General features: G+C 55.2%; 4 protein-coding genes. All 4 read left to right on the top strand.

All coding sequences use genetic code 11. The features are described 5' to 3' along the window. The first annotated feature begins 105 nt into the window (after positions 1 to 105). On the top strand, positions 106 to 1,398 hold the full coding sequence (locus tag WCJ41_RS20440) for an extracellular solute-binding protein (RefSeq protein ID WP_336907682.1): 1,293 nt from the start codon (positions 106 to 108) through the stop codon (positions 1,396 to 1,398). A 7-nt stretch (positions 1,399 to 1,405) separates the two neighbouring features. Continuing rightward, the gene (locus WCJ41_RS20435) at positions 1,406 to 2,332 is read left to right on the top strand and encodes a sugar ABC transporter permease (protein WP_336907681.1); all 927 of its coding nucleotides are present in this window, start codon (positions 1,406 to 1,408) and stop codon (positions 2,330 to 2,332) included. Beyond that, on the top strand, positions 2,322 to 3,158 hold the full coding sequence (locus WCJ41_RS20430) for a carbohydrate ABC transporter permease (RefSeq protein WP_336907680.1): 837 nt from the start codon (positions 2,322 to 2,324) through the stop codon (positions 3,156 to 3,158). Before WCJ41_RS20435 ends, WCJ41_RS20430 begins: the two co-directional genes overlap by 11 nt. 3 nt (positions 3,159 to 3,161) lie before the next feature. Beyond that, positions 3,162 to 3,892: ABC transporter ATP-binding protein (locus tag WCJ41_RS20425; protein ID WP_336907679.1), on the top strand; the 731-nt coding region annotated here is incomplete at its 3' end.

The following is a 3,892-nucleotide window of genomic DNA, read 5'->3' as shown; positions in this document are numbered from 1 at the left end:
TGGTTCAGAAAATGCCGGTCAGGTCACGTTGACACCGCGCGCCCTCTGATATATCCACGCCTGCGGTAGATTGTCACATAACAGCAGACATAGCGAAGGAAGCCAATGAACCGCTTGCCCTTTCTTGACCGACGTTCGCTGATAAAGACAGCGGCGTCTGGTGCCGCCGCAGCCCTGGTGTTGCCCAGCTTATCGCGGCCTTCTTGGGCCGATGAGACAGCCTTAAGCGTATTTTCTCCTTTGCCCCCCGATCCTGCTCCGCCTGGGGCTGCGAAGTTTTCAGAAGAGGCCTTCGCCGCCTGGCAAAAAGCAAATTCGGCCAAGGTGACTTACGACATGGTCGCGTGGCCGCAACTCCACGACAAAATGGCCACCGCATTCGCATCCGGCGAGCATGTCTGGGATGTGGTCTATATGTCCGGCTGGGTGCCGGAGTTAGCCAAATTCCTAGTTCCGTTCGCCAAGAATTTGCCAAAAGAGCTCATTGACGACCTCCCCAAGTCGAGCTTTTCAACCGTGACCTGGGACGGCCAATCGAGCGGGGTGGTCTTTACGCTGTCACTACTGACCTTGTTCTACAATACCGAGTTGCTGCAGAAGGCTGGCTTCACCGCTCCGCCCAAGACATGGGACGAGCTCAAGAACGTCGCAAAGGAATGCACGCGTGACGGCAATTATGGGTGGGTGCTGAACTACGGCGACCCCGCGGGCATTGGTGGCACGGCTTCATACTGGATGTGCTTTCTACAGCAGGCGGGCGGCAAACTGTACAATGAGGATGGTTCGCCCGCATTCAACAGTGATGCGGGAATTCTCGCTCTCCAGATGATGATGGATTTGATGCCCTATTCCGATCCGGGTTCAATCTCCTATGTCGGCATAAACGACGCCACGAACGTAATGACGGCCGGCAAGGCCGCGATGATGATGAATTGGCCATTCATGTGGAAGCCGGCCAATGACCCCGCCTCCTCCAAAATCGTTGGCAAGCTCGCTGGAGCGCTGCTGCCTGCAGGACCTGCGGGATCAGCCTCGATCGACGGCACCGATGCATGGACGATCACCAAGACCTCGAAGAACCCTGAACTCGCAACGAAGCTCATCGAGTTCTATCTCGACAAGGACGTTCAGAAACGACAGGCGATCGATACGGGCTGGCTGCCCATTCGGCTTTCGGTGCTCAGTGATCCGGACGTGCAGAAGGCACTCCCCAATGCTGCTGTCGTGCTCGAACAGGCAAACCATCCTTATGACAGCTACGTGACCCCGGACTACAACGAGGTCACGGTCGCTCTTGGGACTGAGATAAACAAGGCTCTGGCGGGAAAATCCTCAGCAAAAGATGCAATAGCAGAGGCGGCAAATCTAGTGGCCGCGATCGTCAAGAAGCGCGGCTAAAAGAAACGTGGCCGAAGCCACACGCGCTTTGCCTCTAGGTACGGGGCACCGAACTCGCCATGCGCGTGTGGCACCACTCTTCCTTGCTCCTGCGCTTATCGTTCTTGCACTTCTGCTTGCCTATCCTGTCCTGTATTCGATCTGGCTATCACTGACCGATGCAAGTCTATCGGCCGGCCAGCTCGATACGCCATTCAGTGGTCTTGATAATTATCGGCAGCTGATAGGTGACAAGTCTGTCTCGGCCGCACTTCTCAACACTCTCTACTTCACCGTGGTCGAGGTCATAGGTGTCGTAGTGCTGGGTCTGTTGACGGCGCTTCTCCTCAATCATCCAATGGCAAGCTGGAGTGGCTTTCGCGTATTTCTGCTCCTTCCGTGGGCCATTGCACCCGTCGCCAATGCCGTTCTGTGGAAATGGATCTATCATTCAAACTATGGAATTCTGAACAGCCTGCTGCTCCAACTTGGGTTGATAGACCAGAACGTCACTTGGCTGGGAGACCCATTTCGGGCACTCAACATGGTGTTGTTGGTGGATATCTGGAAATCCACTCCGTTTATCGCAATTCTGTTTCTTGCTGCACTCCAGAACATCCCCAAGACACTTTATCGCGCGGCGCGAGTAGACGGCGCATCGACGTTTGAAGCATTTCGCTTCATCACGCTTCCCTCTCTAAACACCGCCATTGCCATTGCTGTGATCTTACAGACGATATGGTCATTGAGGGTGTTCGATTTGATCTTTGTCTTAACCAAGGGCGGCCCTGCCGATGGGACCGTCGTCATGAACTTTCTTGCCTACCGCGTCACTTTCAATTTCCTGAAGTTTGGCTACGGCGCTGCACTGGCAAATGTAATTTTCCTCGCGAGCCTGCTGTTGTCGATCATCTACGTCCGCCTCATGAACCCCGGAGCGCCTCGTGGCCGCTAGTCAATCAATCCTGGGAAGGGCAGGGATCGTTCTTGCGCTTGTTGTTTTCGTATTCGCTGCCACAGGACCGATCGTCTGGCTTCTGCTTTCAAGTGTTCTCCAGCAGCAGGCATTGACGTCGATCCCGCCTGATCTTTCGCCTTCATCCTTCACGCTCGCCAATTATCTAGAGGTCTTCAGTTCAGCCGCACAATTGGGTCGAGCCATTATCAATTCTCTCATCGTTGCGACATTTACGACCGCGCTCGCCATTATCCTGGGGGCGCCGGCCGCCTATGCGCTGGCACGGCTTGAAATTAAACATGCAGGCACCATCCTCCTCATGGTTCTTGCCGCGCAGATGTTTCCGGCCATCGTGATCGCAATTCCGCTTTTCATTACCGCCTCCAAGTTGGGGCTAATCGACACGAAGCTTCTCCTCATCCTAGTTTATCTCTCCTTCAACCTTCCGATTGTCATTTGGGTGTTGCGCGGATTTTTTATGGGCCTTCCCCTCGGGCTAGAGCGCGCTGCGCGCGTGGATGGCGCCTCACCACTCCAGACATTCTTGCGGATTGTTCTGCCGATTTCTCTGCCTTCGCTGTTTGCCGCTGCGATCTTCGCCTTTATCGAGGCCTGGAATGAGTTCTTCTTCGCCTTGATTATGACGCGCCAGACTGCCCAGACAGTACCATTGGCCATATCTGCCTTCGCTGGACAGTATCAAACGATGTTCGGGCAGATGATGGCTGCCGCGGCGATCTCCGTGGCGCCTATCATCCTGCTGACGATCTTGCTCCGAAATACCATTCTGCGTGGCTTCGCCGACGGTATGCTGAAAGGGTGATCTATGCCAAGCATCGAGCTTATCGACATCAACAAGTCATATGGCGCGGTCCACGTCTGCAAGGGTATCAATCTCACCATCGCAGATCGCGAGTTTGTCACGCTGCTCGGATCGTCCGGCTGCGGCAAGACAACTACTCTCAATATGATCGCGGGGCTCGACGATCCCACGTCAGGCGACATCCTCATGGACGGACGGCGGGTCAACGACCTTGAACCCGTCGGTCGCGATGTGGCCATGGTCTTTCAAAATTATGCGCTATATCCGCACATGACCGTCGCCGGTAACATGGGTTTCAATCTGCGGCTGCGGAATTTCTCGCCCGCTGAGATTCACGAGCGAGTGGGCGCGGCAGCGTCCGCACTCGACCTCAGCCATGTGCTGGATCGCTACCCCAACCAGCTATCGGGCGGTCAGCAACAGCGTGTGGCGATCGGTCGAGCCATTGTACGACACCCCAAGGTATTCCTGTTCGACGAGCCATTCTCGAACCTTGATGCAGCACTCCGAAACCGCATGCGAGCTGAGGTAAAAGAACTCCATCTACGGCTCGGCGTAACATCGATTTTTGTTACCCACGATCAGGAGGAGGCGCTCTCAATTTCCGACCGTGTTGCAATCATGCGTGATGGTTCCGTCGAACAGTTCGGAACGCCTGAGGACGTCTATGCGAATCCCGAAACAGTCGAGGTGGCGCGGTTTATCGGAACGCCACAAGTTGAGATTCTCGAATG

Origin of the sequence: Aestuariivirga sp. (assembly GCF_037139295.1) — a bacterium.
In the GTDB taxonomy this organism is placed as follows: domain Bacteria; phylum Pseudomonadota; class Alphaproteobacteria; order Rhizobiales; family Aestuariivirgaceae; genus Aestuariivirga.
The sequence above is the reverse complement of the archived record's forward strand: the minus strand, read 5'-3'. Positions and strand labels throughout refer to the sequence as shown.